Below are 13,598 nucleotides of genomic sequence, written 5' to 3'. Positions count from 1 at the left end.
CCGTATCACATATGTGCGACGGACGTGCCTCCACAAAAGACGACGGTGGGTGACGGCCCGTCCGGGCCGCCACCCACCGTTGGGGTACGCCTACCGTCAGTCCTCGTCGGACTTCGCGCCGCCCATCCCCGAAGAGATCAGGTCCATCACCGAGGAGTCCTGCAACGTGGTCACGTCGCCGAGCGACCGGTTCTCCGCCACGTCCCGCAGCAACCGACGCATGATCTTGCCGGAGCGGGTCTTCGGCAGCTCCGGCACCAGCATGATCTGGCGCGGCTTGGCGATCGGGCCGAGCGTCTTCGACACGTGGTTGCGCAGGTCGGCGATGAGCTGCTCGCCCGCGTCACCACTGATGTCAGTGCTGCCCCGCGGAATGGCGAACGCGACGATCGCCTGACCGGTGGTCGGGTCGGTGGCGCCCACGACCGCGGCCTCGGCCACCGACGGGTGCGACACCAACGCCGACTCCACCTCGGTCGTCGAGATGTTGTGCCCGGACACCAACATCACGTCGTCCACCCGGCCGAGCAGCCAGATGTGCCCGTCGTCGTCCTTCTTCGCGCCGTCGCCGGCGAAGTACATCCCCTGGAAACGCGACCAGTACGTGTCGATGAACCGGTCGTCGTCACCCCAGATGGTGCGCAGCATCGACGGCCACGGCTCACGCAGCACCAGGTAGCCGCCACCACCGTTCGGCACCGACTGGCCCTGGTCGTCCACCACGTCGGCCACGATGCCCGGCAGCGGCGTCATCGCCGAACCCGGCTTGGCCGCGGTGACCCCCGGCAACGGCGAGATCATGATGGAGCCCGTCTCGGTCTGCCACCAGGTGTCCACGACCGGCAGCTCGCCCCGGCCGACGTGCTGGCGGTACCACATCCACGCCTCCGGGTTGATCGGCTCGCCGACGCTGCCCAGCAGGCGCAGCGAGGACAGGTCGAAGCCGGCCGGGATGTCGTCGCCCCACTTCATCATCGTCCGGATCAGGGTGGGCGCGGTGTACAGGATGCTCACCCCGTACTTGTCGACGATCTCCCAGAACCGGCCCTTGTGCGGCGTGTCCGGGGTGCCCTCGTACATCACCTGGGTGGCGCCGTTGGAGAGCGGGCCGTACACGATGTAGGAGTGCCCGGTGACCCAGCCGATGTCGGCGGTGCACCAGTAGACGTCGGTCTCCGGCTTCAGGTCGAACACCGCGTGCGTCGTGTACGACGCCTGGGTGAGGTAGCCGCCGGTGGTGTGCAGGATGCCCTTCGGGCGGGCCGTGGTGCCGCTGGTGTACAGGATGAACAGCGGGTGCTCGGCGTCGAACGGCTGCGCGGTGTGCTCGGCCGAGGCGGTCTCCACCGTCTCGTGCCACCAGTGGTCCTTCTCCGACCACGCCACGTCCTCGCCGGTGCGGCGAACCACGAGCACGTGCTCCACCGACGGGGAGTTCGCCACCGCCTCGTCCACGGTGGGCTTCAACGCCGACGGCTTGCCCCGCCGGTAACCACCATCGGCGGTGATCACCACCTTGGCGCTGGCGTCCTGGATCCGGTTGCTCAACGAGTCGGCGGAGAAACCACCGAAGACCACGCTGTGCGCGGCGCCGATCCGGGCGCAGGCCAGCATGGCCACCGCGGCCTCCGGGATCATCGGCAGGTAGATCGCCACCCGGTCGCCGGCGGTCACCCCCAGGTCGGTGAGCGCGTTCGCCGCCCGGCAGGTCAGCGCGTGCAGGTCCGCGTACGTGATGGTGCGGGTGTCGCCCGGCTCGCCCTCCCAGTGGATCGCCACCTTGTCGCCCAGGCCCGCCTCGACGTGCCGGTCCAGGCAGTTGTACGCGACGTTGAGCTGCCCACCCACGAACCACTTCGCGAACGGCGGATTCGACCAGTCGAGCACCTCATCCCACTTCTTCGACCAGGCCAGCCGGTCGGCCTGCTTCGCCCAGAAGGCCAGCCGGTCGGCCTCGGCCTCGGCATACGCGTCGACGGTGACGTTGGCGTGCGCGGCGAGTTCGGCCGGCGGGGGGAACTGGCGCGTCTCGTTCAGCAGATTGGCCAATGCCTCGCTCATGCCGTGACTCCTCATCCTCGGGGTGACCTGGGTCTCGATGGCACGAGGGTAGTCGCGGGGCCCTCGGCCGGCCACGGCTGCCCACTCCGTCGCGCCGAGTGGCCCCCGCCGCGCGCCCGACGGCCCGTGCTGGCCGGTCCCCGCCCGGGTCGTCTGCGCGGGGCGCCTTGATCGACACGGGTTCCTTGAAGTTGCGGTGTTCTGCTGAGGTGGACGCCCCGACTTCAAGAAACCCGTGTTGACCTTGCGGCGTGCCGTGCCCGCGGCGTGCCGGATCGGGTCGGGGCGGGGCGGCTCGGGTGGTCCGGGTCGCGTTGCGGGCGGGTGCGGCCCGCCGGGTCGGGTCGGGTCGTTAGCGTGGCGGGGTGACCACCGACCCGCTCGCCCCGTTGCTCGCGCTCGCCGACATCGCCGCCGCCGTCGAGCAGGCCCGCGAACGGTTCGACCAGGCGCTCGGTCACCGGGCGCTGCGCCGGCACGGCGGACAGGTCGCCGCCGAGGTCAGCCTGCGCTGCGCGGTGGCCAGCGCCGCCCTGGAGGGGGCCGGACACGAGCGCGAAGCCGTCCGGGCCGGCACCGTCACCGACCCGGTGCTGCAAGGGGCGCTGCGCGTCGCCGGGGCGTTGCCGGGCCTGAGCGAGCTGTGGCCGAAGGCGCCCCGCCAGGCACTCGCGAAGCTGCACGTGCTCGCCGCCCGGGACCTGGTGCCGGAAGCCGAACTGGGCCGCCCGGTGGCCGACCCCGTCGTCGCCACCCGGCTGGACGGGCTCGCCGGCCTCATCGCCGGTGGCACGAAGGTCTCCCCGTTGGTGCTCGCCGCCGTCGTCCACGGGGAGCTGCTGAACCTGCGCCCGTTCGCCGGGCCGTCCGGCGTCGTGGCGCGCGGAGCCGCCCGGCTGGTGCTGCTCGCCACCGGCCTCGACCCGCGTGGCCTGCTCGCCGTCGACGTCGGGCACCGCGAGCGGGAACCGGAGTACGTCGGCGCGGCCGGTGCCTTCGCCACCGGCACCCCCGACGGGCTGCGCTCCTGGCTACGCCACTACATGGCGGCCGTCGAGGTCGGCGCCGACCAGCTCACCACCATCGGAGACGAGATCCTCGCCGCCGCCTGATCAGTCCCGGCGCCCCCGAACGGCCCGTCCCGCGACCTGAAGGCCTGGGCAGGTGGGCGAGGAACGGTCAGGCGGTGGTGGCGGCCCGGGTGCGACGGTGCCGCCCGTACCAGGCGATGCCGATGGCCACACCCACCCCGACCCCCAGGGCCGCCGCGGCCACCGGAACCGCAGGCCGTTCCCGCCAGCGCCGGCCCAGCGGGATCGGGTGCCGGAACTCCAGCACCGGCCACGCGTTCTCCGACGCCAGCTTGCGCAGCTGCCGGTCCGGGTTGACCACGCTCGGGTGGCCCACGCACTCCAGGAGCGGACGATCGCTGTACGAGTCGGAATAGGCGTACGAATCAGCCAGGTCGTAACCCCGGACGGCGGCCAACTCGCTGACCGCCTCCACCTTGCTCGGGCCCGCCGCGTAGAACTCGACCTCGCCGCTGTACCGGCCGTCGCGCACCGTCATCCGGGTGGCGATCACGTCGGTCACCCCGAGCAGCTCGCCGATCGGCCGGACCATCTCCTCGCCGGAGGCCGACACCAGCACCACGTCCCGCCCAGCCGCCTGGTGCTCCTCGATCAGAGCGGCGGCTTCGGCGTACACATAAGGGTTGATCAGCTCGTGCAGCGTCTCCGCGACGATCTGGCGGACCTGCTCCACCTGCCAGCCCTTGCAGAGCGCAGCCAGGTAGTCCCGTGTTCGGGCCATGGTCTGCTCGTCGGTGCCGCCCAGCCGGAACATCAGCTGCGCGTACGCCGACTTGACCACGTCACGCCGAGTGATCAGCCCGTCCCGGTAGAACGGCCGACCGAACGCCAGGGCGCTCGACTTGGCGATGACGGTCTTGTCCAGATCGAAGAAAGCGGCACTTCGGCCCACGGCGCGAAAGTCTAGCCGGATGGTCTATCGTCGGCGGGTGCCCGGGGTCATGCCACCCCTCAGACCTGCGGGCTGGCAGCACCATCTCCGCTCCGCGTGATCACGCTCACACTCTGCGAGGAGATTTTCGCACTGAGTGGAGTCGGCACCACTCGACGTGACGGGCCCGCTCAGGCAGACTTGTCCGTACGACGAGCTTTCACATCCTCGAAACAGGCAGACCCTCAGCGGTTGCACCCCCCGTGACCGCTGAGTGGTTCGGCTCGACCCCCCCGGAGCCGAACCTCCGACGACCCCCGTCTCCCCCCGACGGGGGTCGTCCCTTTCTCCTGGGAGCGCGCCACCGCAGCTCACGCTGATGAGCCGCACGCCGACTAGCCTGCCCCCATGGCCACGCCGTTGGACCTCTCCAGTCCGGTCGCGCGTCGGGAAGCGCTCCGGATGGTTGACGTGGACGATCCGGTTCCCCAGCACGCGATGCTCCGTGAGATCTTCGACCTCGAACGAGCGTGGCGCGAAGGTCCGGACCCGGGCGAGAACGACGAGTACGAGCAGATTTACCTGGCAGCGTTCCTGCTGTTCCTGATCGGCGATCCGGCGGACTCACCCCGCCTGTACGGGGCGAAGTTCCGCACCGGCGACATGGACCTGGGCATCGGCTTCGATGCGCAGGCGATCTTCGGAGCGGGCACCGGCGAAACGCTCCAGTGGCTCCTGGACAACGGCTACACCGACGAGCACGCGCATCTGTCTCAGTGGCTGTCGCAGGGGGCGGACCCCACGATCGAAGACTGGGCCACGCACGTACGCCGGTACTTCTACTCCGCAAACGGCGCGCTGCGCCTGGATCCGCTCTAGGCGCAGGCAGTTTCAGCCGTCCGGCCCTCGCGGCCTTGGCGATGAGGTCCTTGAACTGAGCGGGGTCGGATTCAGCCCTCCCGCCCGACCTCGTGGCGGACAGTGCGATCGCCGCGTGGCGGGTAATTTGCCGAACGGGACGAGCTGAGGAGGTAACGGGTGGCTGCTGGTGGCTTCTCGTCGAAACGGCTGGCTCGGGTTCGGGGGTTGCTTGAGCATCACGTCGAGTCCGGCTTCGTCCCGGGCGCGGTGGTCGTCCTCGCCCGGCACGGTGAGGTGCACATCGAGGCAACGGGTCGCCTCGCCTTCGAGGGGGCGGGGTCGCAGACGCCGATGGCGGCCGACACGATCTGTCGCCTGGGCTCGATGACGAAGCCCATCGTCGCCGTGTGCGCGATGACCCTCGTCGAGGACTGCACCCTCCGCCTCGACGACCCGGTCGACGATCTCCTGCCGGAGCTGGCGGACATGACAGTGCTCGCCGATCCGCACGGCCCACTGGACGACACCGTCCCGGCGGCACGGCCGATAACGCTGCGGGACGTCCTGGACGGCACCCTCGGCACGGGGATGGTCCCCGCCGAGCCGGGAACGGTACCCATCGCCGACGCGCTGGACGCTCTCGTTTATCCGTCGATGGACGAGTGGGTCCGCCAGCTCGGCGCTCTTCCCCTCGTCCACCAGCCGGGTGAGCGTTGGATGTACGACACCGCCGCCAACGTGGCCGGTGTGCTCATCGCCCGGGCCACCGGCATGTCCTTCGGGGATGCCATCCGGGAGCGGGTCTGCAAGCCACTGGGCATGACCGACACCGCCTTCCACGTGGGTAGCGAGAGCATCGGCCGGTTCGCGACCGCGTACGAGCGCGACAACGCCGCCGACGGCGCACCGGTTGTCGAAGACGCTCCCGACGGACGGTTCAGCCGACCGCGGTTGTTCGAGTCCGGGGGCGGCGGGCTCGTGTCCACCGCCCAGGACTACCTCGCCTTCGCGTCGGCTCTGCTCGCGGGCGGCACCCATCGCGGTGAGCGGGTGCTGTCCCGGCCGGCGGTGACGCTGATGACGAGCGACCACCTGACCTCGGAGCAGAAGGCCAACTCCGGGTTCTGGCCGGGGTACTTCGACGCCATCAGCTGGGGTCTCGGATTGTCGGTCCGCACCCGCCGTACGCACCTCGGGCCCTCGGTCGGCAGCTACGGCTGGCCCGGCTTCTATGGCACCGCCTGGTACAACGATCCCGCCGAGGACCTGACGGCGATGGTGTTCATGCAGCGGGCGCACGCGGGCGACCAGCGGCTGCCGATGTGGCACGACTTCTGGACCACCGTCTACCAGGCGATCGACGACTGACCGCAGCGTTCGTTTCCCGGTCGGGCACCCGCCCCTGGCCGCGCGGTAATCCCGAGGCCCTCAGCGACACAAGCCAGGGTGAGAGTCACCGAGGCAATGGGGGTTCGGGTGGGTCCACCGAAGAAGCGGGACGAGGACTGGTTCACCAGTCTCTACGCCACCGAGTACGCGCACATCGTTCGATACGGCCTGCGTCGGCTCATCGACGGGGATGCCGCGGCGGAGCTGGCGCAGGACGTCTTCGTCGTCGCCTGGCGTCGCCGCGTAGAGGTGCCTGACCGCAGTCTTCCCTGGCTGTACGGGGTGGCTCGTCGTCTCCTGGCGAACCAGTGGCGGTCGCGGCGTGCCGCCCCGGATCTTCTCCCGATCACCAATGTCGACCTTGCGCGGTTGGCCGGATCGCCGGGTGCGGACACGACCGTCGGGGTCGCGGACGTCCGGACCGCGTTGGCCACCCTCAACGAGCTTGATCAGGAAATTCTTCGGCTGGTCGGCTGGGAGGAGTTGACGGTCTCCGAGGCGGCGAAGGTGCTCGGCTGCACCGGACCAACCGCGGCCGTGCGGCTCCATCGCGCCCGGCGTCGTCTGGCCGACGCAATGGCGGACCGGCCCGCGCAGACCCGTCGTAGCCCGGTGTTGGTGACCATTCGAGAGGATCTGTGATGTTCGGAGCAGAGCGCACCCGTACTCTTCTCGGCCCGGCCGACCCGGCCCGAACCGCCGCCGTCGAACCACCGCTGGTCTCGGCGCGCGAGCTGATCGACCGCGCCGGCGCTACCGACACGGCCGCCGGGCATCGTCGCGTACGCCCGACCCGCCGGCTGGTCCTGACGGCCGGGACGCTGGCTGTCGCGGCCGGTGCCGTGGCGGTGCTCCAGCCGCTCGGCGAGGGCGCACCGGACACTCCGGGCGAACCGGCGGCAGCGGGGTTGGTGCTCGTGCCGGTCGCGTACCAGTTCGACGCGGATCCGCCGGCCGCCGGCCCGCAGCTGCGCATGCTGGCCGACAAGATCAAAGACGCGGCGTACGACCACCAGAGCGGGCGCTACATGTACCACCACACGAAGGTGTGGGGCGATCCTGTGATGACCTCAGCCGACGGCCGCCACCACGTGGCCTTCGCCAGCGAGACGAAGCTCTGGCAGGCCGTCGACGGGACCGGTAACCAAGTCAGGACCCAACTGGAGCCGCAGTACCCCGACCAGGAGTCTCGGGACTACTGGCAGCGCGAGAGCCTTGGGCGACCAGCAGCCACCGGCACCCCCGCACCGAGCGTCATGCCGCTGCCGCCGGAGGAGCTCAGGCAGCCGTCGGCCGACCCGTCCGAGCTGCGGGAGCGGCTGAAGGTCGAGTACGGCGCGGGGTCGGCGAGCAAGTGGGTCGGCACGCTCTATGGGCAGTACGTCGTGCCGCGTGCGACCCGAGCGGCGGTCCTGCGGGTTCTCGCCGACGTGCCCGGCTTCCGCTGGCGAGGGCAGGTCACGGACCGCGCCGGCCGCAATGGAGTCGCCGTCACCTTCGACGACCGCGAACACGACCAGCAATCTCTTCTGATCTTCGATCCGAGGACGGGCGAATTGCTCGCCCATGAGCTGTTGACGCTGTCGCCCATGCGGATCAGCTCGTACGAGGTGATCCTCGATGCCGCCTGGACAAATCAGCCCGGCTGACCACCGACTCGCGGGGCCGCTCCGCTCGGGAGCGGCCCCGCTGTCTTCACCGCAGCGGCGGTAGCTGCGCAGCTGCCCGCGCTCGTAGCAGATCAACTGTCTCAGCGGAGGTTTTCCACAGGCCACCAGGTTGTCCACAGGCGACGGCATCGGGGCGGCTCGTGGGGCGGATTCCGAGCAGGGTCGGCGGCATACCAGAGCCCGACCGCTGGAGGCCGCGATGCCACCCCGTACCACGGTTCCGCCGATCCGCCGGCTTCCGCTGGTCGTCACCGGCGACGACGATCTGCTCGATGATGTGCTCCGGCTCGCCGCCGTCGGCGGGACGGAGGTGGAGTTCGCCCGCGACGCGGCGGCTGCCCGTACCCGTTGGCTTCCCGCACCTCTGGTGCTGCTCGGCGCCGACCAGGCGCAGGCGTGTCTGCGGGCTCGGTTGCCGCAGCGGCCCCGGTTGGTGCTGGTCGGCCGGGCCGGTCAGCTCGACCCCGGCTGGCAGGTGGCGGAGCTGATCGGGGCCGAGCACGTCGCCGTGCTGCCGGCCGCGGAGCCGTGGCTGGTGGATCGGTTCGCCGAACATGATCCGGACCGTCCGGCCGGCGTCGGCGCTCGGGTCGTCGCGGTTCTCGGTGGTCGGGGCGGTGCGGGCGCGAGCGTGCTCGCCGGTGGCCTCGCGGTGACCGCCGCCCGGGCCCGGCTGCGCACCCTCCTCGTCGACGCCGATCCGCTCGGTGGTGGCCTCGACCTCGTGCTCGGCTGGGAGCAGTTGGAAGGCCTGCGCTGGCCGTCGCTGACCTCCGCCGACGGACGGGTGGACGCGCCGGCGTTGGTGCGGGCCCTGCCCAGTCGGGGTGATCTCGTGGTGCTCTCCTGGGATCGCGGCGAGATGCTGGCATTGCCGGCGACCGCGATGGCGGCGACTGTCGACGCCGCCCGGCGTGGGCGGGACTTCGTGGTGATCGACCTGCCCCGACAGCTCGACGACGCGGCGGTGGTGGCGTTGCAGGCCGCCGACCAGGCGTTCGTCGTCGTGCCGGCCGAGTTGCGCGCCACTGCGGCGGCCACTCGGGTGGTGGCCGCAGCCGCCCCGCACTGCGCTGCGCTCTCGGTGGTGGTGCGTGGGCCCGCCCCGGGGCGGCTGCGGGCGGCGGAGGTGGCACGCGCGTTGGGCCTTCCGCTGGCCGGCACGCTGCGCCCCGAGCCGGGGCTCTGCCGTGGGCTGGAGCGGGGTGAGGCGCCGGCCGCCGGGGGAAAGGGCCCACTGGCAGCACTCTGCCAACGGATCGTCACCGACCTGACCGGCGTGCCGGCCACTGGTGCGGCATGACCGGCCGGCCGGAGGACGGCACGCTCGCCGCCCGGGTGCGGCAGCGGATCGCCGCCGCCACCACCCCGGTCACCGCGGCGGCGATCGTCTCCGCGGTACGGGCCGAGCCAACCGCCGCGGTGCTCGGTGACACGGCCATGCTGCGCATCGCCGACCGGGTACGCGACGACCTCGTCGGCGCTGGGCCGCTGGCGCCGCTGCTCGCCGACCCGGAGGTCACCGACGTCCTCGTCAACGGCGCTCGGGTCTGGGTCGACCGGGGTTCGGGGCTGCATCAGGTCGCCGTTCCGTTGGGCTCGGTGGACGACGTCCGCCGGCTGGCGCAGCGGCTGATCGCCAGCGCCGGGCGGCGACTCGACGACGGCTCCCCGTACGCGGACGCGCGCCTTCCCGACGGCACCCGACTGCACGCCGTGCTGCCGCCGGTGGCCACCGAAGGTCCGTACCTCTCCCTCCGTACCTTCCGGCATCGGCCGTTCACCCTCGACGAGTTGGTGCGCCAGGGGACGGTGCCGCGACCGCTGGCACCACTGCTCGCCGCCGTCGTCGCGGCCCGGCTGGCGTACCTGGTGACCGGTGGCACGGGCTCGGGCAAGACGACGTTGCTCAACACGCTGCTGGGGATGGTGCCGGCCACCGAACGGATCGTGCTGGTGGAGGACGCCGCCGAGCTGCGTCCGGGGCATCCGCACGTGGTGGGGTTGCAAGCGCGTACCGCCAATGTGGAGGGCACGGGCGTGGTCAGTCTCGCGGACCTGGTGCGGCAGGCGTTGCGGATGCGCCCGGACCGGCTGGTGGTCGGGGAGTGCCGGGGCGGTGAGGTGGTCGACCTGCTGGCCGCGCTCAACACCGGTCACGACGGGGGTGCCGGCACGCTGCACGCCAACACACCGTCCGACGTGCCGGCCCGGTTGGAGGCCCTGGGCATGTTGGGTGGGTTGCCCCGCGCCGCGCTGCACGCCCAGGTGGCGGCCGCGTTGCAGGTGCTGTTCCAGGTGCGACGCGGCGATCAGGGCCGGGTCCTGGAGTCGGTCTGCCTGCTGCTGCCCGAGGGGCCCGAACGGATGGTGACAGTGGTGCCCGCCTGGGTGCGCGGCGGTGGGCTCGGGCTCGCCGCCCGTGCCCTCGGGGCGCTGCTGCGGGAGCGTGGGGTGGCGGTGCCGCCCATCCTCAGCGAGCCGTGGCCCGGATCGGCGGGTCCGGCATGACCGCCCGGACGATCCTGGTGGCGGCGCTGCTCCTGGTTGCCGCTGCCCTGGTGGCATGGCCCGTACGGAGCGTGCGGGCCCGTCGACGTCGCGTGCTGACGCCGGGGCGGAGGGCCGGCGGTCTCGATCCGGATGACGCCCTGGTGCAGTGGATCAGGGAACTGGGCAGCACTCCGGACTTGCTGGTCGACCGCACCGGCGCTGCCCCGACCTCGGGTCATCCGGTCCGGATCACCGATGAGCCGGGTACCGCTGCCGGTGTCAACGGAAGGCGGACGGCGCTCGGCTGGCCCGACCGGGACGTCATCCGCAGCCCGAGGTGGCCGGGCGCGAAAGGCGGCTTCACCCGTCCGGAGGGCCCGACGCGTCCGCCGGCCCGTCGAGATCCCCGACGTCCGATCGGCAGCGCCCGGCCGGAGGAGGCCACCACCATGCTCGACGTGGAACAACGGCCTGCGTCGGCGGCCACGGTCACGATCGGTGTCAGCGACGGGGACGGGGACGGTCCGCCCGGCGTCCCCGGCCCGGCAACCGCCGACGGGCACGGCGACCTGGATGCGGGTTGTCGGGGCGACGTGTCCGGTGCGGCGGCGGCCGGCGGATGGGCGATCGCCAATCGCCACGACGACCTGCGCGTCGGCCCGACCGGCAGAACGCCGGGTACGCCACCGTCGGTGCGCATCTCCCGATCGGCGACCCGGGTGCTGCCACTGGTCGGCCTCTTCGGCGGCGCTGTGGGCGCCGTGGTCGGTGGTCCGGTGGCGGCGGTGGCGATGGCCGGGTACGGCACGCTGGCAGTGCGCGCCGTGCTGCGTTGGCGACTGAACCGGAGCGCCGAGCGGACCCGACGGCGTGGACTGGACCAGCTCTGCGGCCTCGCGGCGGACCTGCGGGCCGGGCTGCCCGTCGCACGTGCGCTCGACGTCGCGACCGTGGAGCGTGACGGGGCCGGCCGGCTCCGCCAGCTGACGTCGGCGGCGGTGCGGTTGGCCGACCGGACCGGCGCGCCGCTGGCGGAGCTCGTCGAACGGATCGAGGCGGACGCCCGGGCGACCGATCGGGGCCTGGCCGCAGCGGCAGCCCAGGCGGCCGGTGCGCGGGCTACCGCCTGGCTACTGGCGGCGCTGCCGATCGGCGGGATCGGCCTGGGCTACGGCATCGGTGTCGACCCCATGGCGGTGCTCCTGCACAGCACAGTCGGAGGTGCCTGCGCCGTTGCCGCGGTCGCTCTTCAGGCGGTGGGTCTCCTCTGGGCGGAACGGCTGGGCGCGACCCCGGGGCGGGCCGGATGACGGCCCGGCGCCCTGCCGGCCAGGCCGGCCCAGCAAACCAACGCAGGGGCCAGCAGGTCTCAAAGGGCCAGCAGGTCTCAGCGGTCCAGCCCAGTGCAGCGGGCCGGCCCAGCACAACGGGTCAGCCTGATGCAGCGGGCCAGCCCAGTGGAGCGGGCCAGCCCAGTGGAGCGGGCCAGCCCAGCTCAGCCCGTCGGCGGCGGCCGGACGCGATCCGGCTCGTGGCGGTGCTGGGTGGGCTCGCCGTGGCCATCGTCGTCGGGGGCTGGTTCGGGCTGCTCGGTGCCGTCCCGGCCGCGTTCCTGCTCGATGTCCTGCTGCGGCGGATCGAGTCGCCCGCTGCGCGCAGGCGGCGGCAGCAGGAGGCCGCCGACCTGCCGCTCGCCGCCGACCTCCTGGCCGCGGCGATGCGGGCGGGCGCCCCGGTGGACCGCTCGGTGCTGGCCGTCGCCGAGGCGTTGGACGGGCCGCTCGCCGGCCGGTTGGCCCGGGTGGGCCGCACGCTGCTGCTCGGTGGTGGTCCGGCGGAGGCGTGGTCCGCCCTGGACGGAGTGCCCGGCGCGGATCGGCTGACCTCGGCGGCGTTGCGCTCAGCCAACAGTGGTGCCGCCCTGGCCGGCGCACTGACCCGGCTCGCCGACGACCTGCGCGCCGACCGGGCCACCGCCGCCGAGGCGTCGGCCCGCCGGGCGGGTGTGCTCATCGTCCTGCCGCTGGGGCTGTGCTTCCTGCCGGCGTTCATTCTCGCCGGACTCGTGCCGGTGATCGTCGCCGTTCTCGGCGACGTGCTCTGACCCATCGAGAAGGGAAAACAGTCATGCGCAAACTCATCGCTCGCCTGCGCGGCGATGCCGGAATGAACACGGCCGAGTACGCCGTGGGCACCCTCGCCGCGGTCGCCTTCGCCGGGATCCTGCTGAAGGTGCTGACCTCCGGCAACGTCCAGTCGGCGCTGACCGCTGTCATCGACCGGGCACTGAAGTGATCAGGCGCCGGCGGGCTGGCCGTCGGTCAGGATCGAGCGTTCCCGGGCTGGCGGCAGGCGGCGGGCGCAGATGTCGCCTCCTCGTCCGGGCCGCTGGTGGGGACCGGGGGTCCTTCACCGCCGAACTGGCGGCCGGCCTGCCGGCGCTGCTTCTGCTCCTGCTTGCCGGCCTGACCGCGGTCAACGCCGTCAGCGCGCAGGCGGGCTGCCTGCACGCGGCCCGGGAGGCGGCGCTCGCCGCCGCCCGGGGCGCGGACGGCGACGCGGAGGGTGGCCGTGCGGCGCCGCCGGGGGCGGCGGTGTCGGTGTCAGTCGAAGGCGACCGGGCGCACGCGACGGTACGGGCACCCGTCCGGACGCTGGGCGGGCGGCTACCCCGCATCACCGTGGTCGCCACCGCCGTCGCCGCCGTCGAACCGGGTGCAGACGAGGGGAGTTGGTAGTGCCGCGAACTGAGGATCCGTCACGGCACGCCAGTGACCCACCGGCTGCCGGAGGCCCTGTTGCTCGCCGGCGGGACCGGCAACGCGGTGGCGCGACAATCCTGCTGCTGGCGATGGGGCTCGTCTTCGTGCTGTTCGGGACGTTCGGCGCGGCCATCGTCGCCGCCGGCATGGCGAGTCAGCGGGCGGCTGTGGCAGCCGACCTCGGCGCGCTGGCCGGCGCGGCCCGGGCGCTCGACGGCGACGCGGTGGCCTGCGCGTCCGCGTCCGACCTCGCCGGTCGCAACGACGGCCGCCTGGTCAGCTGTCACCTCGACGGGCTGGACGTGCTGGTGACAGTCGAGGTGGCGTTCACGCCGCTACCCGGCCTGACCCGGGTGGCTGCGGCGAGCGCCCGTGCCGGCCCGGTGCGGGGCTGACCCTC

Annotated in this window: 14 protein-coding genes; 12 read left to right on the top strand and 2 right to left on the bottom strand. The window is 72.5% G+C overall.

Going from position 1 to position 13,598, the window contains the following annotated elements; genetic code table 11:
* Window positions 1–96: 96 nt before the first annotated feature.
* Window positions 97–2,061: an acetate--CoA ligase gene (gene acs / locus AB0C03_RS14130; protein WP_030334184.1), complete on the bottom strand. Its 1,965-nt coding sequence runs from the start codon at window positions 2,059–2,061 to the stop codon at window positions 97–99.
* A 365-nt stretch (window positions 2,062–2,426) separates the two neighbouring features.
* Between acs and AB0C03_RS14125 the strand changes: the two genes are divergently transcribed.
* Window positions 2,427–3,173 (top strand): Fic family protein, encoded by a 747-nt coding sequence (locus tag AB0C03_RS14125; RefSeq protein ID WP_210858057.1) that lies wholly within the window; start codon window positions 2,427–2,429, stop codon window positions 3,171–3,173.
* Between the two features lie 67 nt (window positions 3,174–3,240).
* Here AB0C03_RS14125 and AB0C03_RS14120 read toward each other — a convergent pair whose 3' ends face one another.
* The gene (locus AB0C03_RS14120; protein WP_030334188.1) at window positions 3,241–4,044 is read right to left on the bottom strand and encodes an HAD family hydrolase; all 804 of its coding nucleotides are present in this window, start codon (window positions 4,042–4,044) and stop codon (window positions 3,241–3,243) included.
* A gap of 387 nt (window positions 4,045–4,431) precedes the next feature.
* Here AB0C03_RS14120 and AB0C03_RS14115 point away from each other — a divergent pair, with 387 nt between their 5' ends.
* The 11 genes from AB0C03_RS14115 (at window position 4,432) to AB0C03_RS14065 (ending at window position 13,593) form a co-directional block, all read left to right on the top strand.
* Complete coding sequence (locus AB0C03_RS14115) at window positions 4,432–4,902, top strand: hypothetical protein (RefSeq protein WP_247675164.1); 471 nt, start codon at window positions 4,432–4,434, stop codon at window positions 4,900–4,902.
* Window positions 4,903–5,061: 159 nt separating this feature from the next.
* On the top strand, window positions 5,062–6,252 hold the full coding sequence (locus tag AB0C03_RS14110; RefSeq protein WP_357636940.1) for a serine hydrolase domain-containing protein: 1,191 nt from the start codon (window positions 5,062–5,064) through the stop codon (window positions 6,250–6,252).
* Between the two features lie 108 nt (window positions 6,253–6,360).
* On the top strand, window positions 6,361–6,915 hold the full coding sequence (locus AB0C03_RS14105; protein ID WP_245233678.1) for an RNA polymerase sigma factor: 555 nt from the start codon (window positions 6,361–6,363) through the stop codon (window positions 6,913–6,915).
* On the top strand, window positions 6,915–7,922 hold the full coding sequence (locus AB0C03_RS14100) for a CU044_5270 family protein (protein ID WP_030334205.1): 1,008 nt from the start codon (window positions 6,915–6,917) through the stop codon (window positions 7,920–7,922). The genes AB0C03_RS14105 and AB0C03_RS14100 overlap by 1 nt, the downstream gene beginning before the upstream one ends.
* Window positions 7,923–8,142: 220 nt before the next feature.
* Entirely contained in the window at window positions 8,143–9,246 is a 1,104-nt protein-coding gene (gene ssd, locus AB0C03_RS14095) for a septum site-determining protein Ssd (RefSeq protein WP_030334207.1), read from the top strand.
* On the top strand, window positions 9,243–10,454 hold the full coding sequence (locus AB0C03_RS14090) for a TadA family conjugal transfer-associated ATPase (protein ID WP_030334209.1): 1,212 nt from the start codon (window positions 9,243–9,245) through the stop codon (window positions 10,452–10,454). Before ssd ends, AB0C03_RS14090 begins: the two co-directional genes overlap by 4 nt.
* Window positions 10,451–11,746 carry a hypothetical protein gene (locus AB0C03_RS14085; protein ID WP_357636935.1) on the top strand — a complete coding sequence of 432 codons (1,296 nt, stop codon included), beginning with the start codon at window positions 10,451–10,453 and terminating at the stop codon, window positions 11,744–11,746. Before AB0C03_RS14090 ends, AB0C03_RS14085 begins: the two co-directional genes overlap by 4 nt.
* Before the next feature lie 212 nt (window positions 11,747–11,958).
* A complete protein-coding gene (locus tag AB0C03_RS14080) occupies window positions 11,959–12,540 on the top strand; it encodes a type II secretion system F family protein (protein ID WP_051708656.1) in 582 nt (193 codons plus the stop codon).
* A 23-nt stretch (window positions 12,541–12,563) separates the two neighbouring features.
* Window positions 12,564–12,731 (top strand): DUF4244 domain-containing protein, encoded by a 168-nt coding sequence (locus AB0C03_RS14075; RefSeq protein ID WP_081883916.1) that lies wholly within the window; start codon window positions 12,564–12,566, stop codon window positions 12,729–12,731.
* Between the two features lie 47 nt (window positions 12,732–12,778).
* Complete coding sequence (locus tag AB0C03_RS14070; protein ID WP_357637398.1) at window positions 12,779–13,174, top strand: TadE family type IV pilus minor pilin; 396 nt, start codon at window positions 12,779–12,781, stop codon at window positions 13,172–13,174.
* A complete protein-coding gene (locus tag AB0C03_RS14065; protein ID WP_357636932.1) occupies window positions 13,174–13,593 on the top strand; it encodes an Rv3654c family TadE-like protein in 420 nt (139 codons plus the stop codon). Before AB0C03_RS14070 ends, AB0C03_RS14065 begins: the two co-directional genes overlap by 1 nt.
* The last annotated feature ends 5 nt before the right edge of the window (window positions 13,594–13,598 follow it).

The organism is Micromonospora parva, from assembly GCF_040649675.1.
Lineage (GTDB): Bacteria > Actinomycetota > Actinomycetes > Mycobacteriales > Micromonosporaceae > Micromonospora > Micromonospora parva.
Note: the sequence above shows the minus strand (reverse complement) of the source record. Positions and strands in the feature narration are given on the sequence as shown.

Bases quoted from the DNA above. Each gene is read 5' to 3' on its own strand.
- AB0C03_RS14115 (WP_247675164.1), top strand. From the start codon at position 4,432: ATGGCCACGCCGTTGGACCTCTCCAGTCCGGTCGCGCGTCGGGAAGCG.
- acs (WP_030334184.1), bottom strand. From the start codon at position 2,061: ATGAGCGAGGCATTGGCCAATCTGCTGAACGAGACGCGCCAGTTCCCC.
- AB0C03_RS14090 (WP_030334209.1), top strand. From the start codon at position 9,243: ATGACCGGCCGGCCGGAGGACGGCACGCTCGCCGCCCGGGTGCGGCAG.
- AB0C03_RS14100 (WP_030334205.1), top strand. From the start codon at position 6,915: ATGTTCGGAGCAGAGCGCACCCGTACTCTTCTCGGCCCGGCCGACCCG.
- AB0C03_RS14085 (WP_357636935.1), top strand. From the start codon at position 10,451: ATGACCGCCCGGACGATCCTGGTGGCGGCGCTGCTCCTGGTTGCCGCT.
- AB0C03_RS14075 (WP_081883916.1), top strand. From the start codon at position 12,564: ATGCGCAAACTCATCGCTCGCCTGCGCGGCGATGCCGGAATGAACACG.
- ssd (WP_030334207.1), top strand. From the start codon at position 8,143: ATGCCACCCCGTACCACGGTTCCGCCGATCCGCCGGCTTCCGCTGGTC.